Genomic DNA, 4,271 nt, shown 5'->3' on the forward strand with positions numbered 1-4,271 from the left:
TTCAATTCATCAGCAGCTTTCCCAATTTCATTCACCATAATCGTTATATGACCAAGTAAATTTCCTTCAACCGTATAAACAGTAGACACCGGTCCAGATAATTCAAAGACCTTGCCAAGATCATGTAAGATGACCCCTGCGTATAATAAATCTTTATCGAGCTTTGGATATAGATTTACGATTGAACTCGCAAGATCAAGCATTGACACCACATGATAGGCCAGACCTGAATAAAATTCATGGTGATTCTTTGTTGCAGCTGGGAATGTAAGAAACTCTTTTTGGTATTTTTTTAATAAATGACGTGTAATTCGTTGAATGTTTGGATTGCGCATTTCAAAAATAAATTGCGTAATTTTGTCCATCATCTCATCTTGGCTTATGGGAGCCGTCTGAATTAGGTCAGCAGGTGTAATTCCATCTGCTTCCGTAGTAACACGGATATTACGTATTTTTAGCTGATGGCGGCCGCGATAGTTTTGAATATCGCCCTGTACCTTGACAGTCCGTTCCCCAGCAAATGTCTTTTCATTTTCTTCTGAAACATCCCAAAGTTTTGCCTCAATTTCCCCCGTTTTGTCCGAAAGGATCAACGTCAAAAAAGGTTTTCCATTACTTGCTAAAGCTTTGGTACTACTTTTAATGTACATATATGTATCAATTGAGTCACCAATTCCATAATGATTAATTCCCGTTTCCATAGACATACCTCCGTTCATTAAGTAAAAATAGTATACCATATCAAGCATTTGATAGCTTGAAGTTTCCTCCTTTACTCCACTCAAAAAAACACCACTGCTTCACAACGTCAACTTCTGAATGTACAGATTAACGCTCGTTTTATTTAGGCTGACATAGTCACATAACTGCCTATACCAAACCGTTATCAAGAGCCGCCCAGTACATAAAGAGACCTCCTGGTGGAAGTCTCTCCACTCTCTCTACTTATTGAAAAGAGTGCGTGTTGGTTTTCTTTAAGACGTGGATTTCAGACTCGGAAAAATGAGTAAGCAGTGTTTCATGACAAGTGAAAAAGATGATTTGTCTTGTTTCAGATAATTTTCGCAAAAGCTTAATCATATTTCTTGTCCGCTTTTGATCAAAGTTAACAAAGCCATCATCAATGATTAGAGGAAAAGGATCCTCTCCAAAAGTAGATACAGCAAGCGCTAACCTCATAGACGCATAAATCTGCTCAGCTGTTCCTCTACTTAATTCTTCGGCCTCAAATGTCAGCCGGTCATTTCGTTCAACTAGAAGACCCTTTCCGCTGTCATTTATGCGTATCTTCGTGTATTCACCATCTGTCAAGAAGGAAAAATAATCTTCCGCTAAAGCAATCACTGCCGGCAGACGTTCTTGTTTAAAGCTATTAATCGTTTGTTCTAGGAGCGTTTTGGCAATCGCATATCGACCCCAGACTTTTGCCTCCTCGTTCAATGCAGCCCGTTCTTCCATAAAGAGATGCATACGTTCCTCATACGTGCCCCCATCCTCAAGATTTTGAATTACATGCTTCAAATCTGAAAGCTCTTCTAGCAGCTGAGATTGACGTTTGGATTGTTCCTTTCGTTCCTTACTCAACCGTTCCAAACTATTTCCGTCAATTTGAGCAGTCAAATAGTCAGCTATTTGCTCATGTCCAAGCTGCGATTGTTGAAGTTGGATCTGAAGCAAGTCCCTTCTACTGGTTAGGCTTGCCCATTCCTGTGCTTTCAAGGCCTTTTGACGGTACTCTTCTTCATCGGCTGCATCCGTTTTGTTATAGAGCGTCTTAATTTCCTCATCTATTTGTGACTGATTATTTGTGAGTTTTTCTATTTCCAAAGTCAATTTATCTATTTCTGCACGTAACTGCTTGAATTGAATTGTTTTTTCAAGCGTATCGTTCAGCGCCTTTTTTAATAAGACAACGGCTTCTTGCCAAGAGGCTGTTGTATTCCCAAGCTCTCTACTGAAAGTAAGAAGTTCCTGCTTTTTATGGGTTGTTTCTTTTTTTAGAAAGGTCAACTGATTGCTTTTCTCTTCTTTTTCTAGCAAGAAATCCTTTAATTGACTAAGCATCTCAAAAATAACTTCCAAGTTATTTTCAATCGGATTTATCTGGATTCTCCAGGTTTCGCTGACAGCTAGTATTTCATCATTGACCTTTTTCCAGGAATGTTCCCAGGCTTCAAATTTCTGAATAGCTTTATCAAAGGCCAGCTCACGTTCTTCATGGCGAAACATTTCATTTCTTAAAGATTTTTCAGCTTCTCTGTCCCTTTCGAGGAGATCAAGCTGGGCCGCATGTTCTTCGGCAGGAATCGATTTTTCTTGATCCAGTGCTGCTTTCTTTCGTTTTAAGGTATCGTGCTGACGGCTTAACTCTTGAGCTAGTCCTTGCCCTTTAAATACCGATCTTGAGGCAATCAGTATAAACAATCCGGCAGTTAGAAGCAGGCCAATCATTACTTGATCTTGGGTAAAACTAATCACAGCTCCGGCTGCCAAGAGAATGCCCAACAACCCGAATAGATTTCGCTGACGTAAACGGTTTTGAGTCTCCCGTTTCTTTTGCTGTTCATACTGCTGTTCAACTTCTGCTAGTTGCTCCATCAGCAGAGCTTTTTTTAGTTTCTGAAAGCTTTCATTACTCACCCGTCCTACGGTTTCTTCAAGCTGCTTCCGTTTTTCTTCGGGAAGCATTCTTTCCTTTAACTCAGCTATCCGTGCTTCAGAACGTTCGAGCTTTTCTTTTTCTGTCTTATACTCTTCATCCAGCTGCTTCCGTTCATCAAGTAATCGGTTTTTATCCCGATCAAGCCGTTTAACATACTCTTTTACAAAATTACTTAAATCAAGCGTTAATAGACTGGTTTCATCTCCTGGATAATGGAGATTACCGTATGCATTTCTAATATCCTTTTGTATCCTATCTAGTTCTTGCAAAAGGACTGATTGTTCAAGTTCCATTTTTTCAAGAAAAGATGCTGATTCCAGAGCTGCTTCGATTTCTTCCTTATGGTCTTGTATATATTCATTTGGTTTTCGCTCTGCTTGTTCCTTTAGCACTGCTTTCTTTCTTTCGATAAGAGACACTACCTGTGATTGAATCTGCACCTTGGCTGAAAGAAATTGTTCAAGCCGCTGAATCCCATCCGCAATAAATGTTTGTTCTCCAAGACGTTCTAACTTCTGATCAAGGACATTACGTTCTTCCACAATGGGCTTAATACGCAAAAACTCCTGATACCTATATTGCATTTCTTCATTTTCACTACTTTTCATCTTTACGTCTGCCAATTGTTCTGTGTACTGTTTATGTTGCTCAATCAGTGCTTTATAAGCTTCCTGCTCATCTCCAGCAAGCTTCATTTGTTTATCTAATTCTTTGATTTTCTTCAGTTGAAGATTGATGGATGGTTTTTGTCCTGCTGGTTTAAACCGCTGTTCCATTTCTTTTTGGAGGGTGTTCTCCACTTCAAGCAGCACATCATTGCCAATTAATCCTGCAGACAGCAAAATTTTGCCAACGTTTCCTTCATTCATTGTATGTACTCCCTGTAACCCCTGTAAATTGAAGGAAAATACAGATTGAAAGTAGGACTTGTCAATCCCATGAAGAATGTCATGAAGCGTTTCCTCTGATCTGACCTCACCACTTTCGAGCGTAACCGTTACATCCCCAGCTGCTTTCCCTTTTACTCGTTCAATCATTACTTCACCATATCGTTCGGTAACAAGTACAAGTCTTCCTCCGTACTTAGCATGTTGCTTTGGTTCATATCTTGGCTCTTCATGGTTTTTACTTGGAAAGCCAAACAACATACTATGAATGAAAGACATAATTGTTGATTTTCCGGCTTCGTTTTCACCAAAAAACACATATAACTGCTGTAAATCATTAAATCGTTCATTTTCAAGCTTTCCATAGCCATAAACATGTAATTCTTTAATTCTCATCTTCTCACCTCTTTTACGACTTAAATAATTGAAACAGCATCTGTCGAGATTCCTCCAGCAGTCCTTTTCGTTCTTCTTCATCGAGCACATCTAAATAACGTCTTGCGCCTGGATGCTTATATAGTGATTGAAGGGCACCCTCAAAATCTGTAAATCCTTCAGCAAGCGCACGAAGTTCACTCGTGAATGGCGTTTCTGTATGTGTTAAGACCAATTCCTGGTGATTCGCTATTTTTATTTTATACGGCCAGCAAAAAGATTCTATTTGTGCCGCCTCATCTTGTAAAATAGCTAATAGATCATCCAACAGCTGTAGTGAGATAAGA

General features: G+C 39.4%; 2 protein-coding genes and 1 pseudogene. All 3 read right to left on the minus strand.

What is annotated here, in order from left to right; all coding sequences use genetic code 11:
• Positions 1-701: OB-fold nucleic acid binding domain-containing protein (locus AC52RT_RS09330; protein WP_495540486.1), on the minus strand; the 701-nt coding region annotated here is incomplete at its 3' end.
• Between the two features lie 244 nt (positions 702-945).
• Positions 946-3,945, minus strand: coding sequence for an ATP-binding protein (locus tag AC52RT_RS09335; protein WP_495540485.1), 3,000 nt, complete (start codon positions 3,943-3,945; stop codon positions 946-948).
• 13 nt (positions 3,946-3,958) lie between these two features.
• Positions 3,959-4,271: pseudogene (locus tag AC52RT_RS09340) on the minus strand (hypothetical protein); the annotation flags it as partial.

Source organism: Peribacillus sp. (assembly GCF_059453735.1).

What these genes read in the sequence shown, in the direction of transcription:
- AC52RT_RS09335 (WP_495540485.1), bottom strand. Translation starts at nt 3,945, where the DNA reads ATGAGAATTAAAGAATTACATGTTTATGGCTATGGAAAGCTTGAAAAT.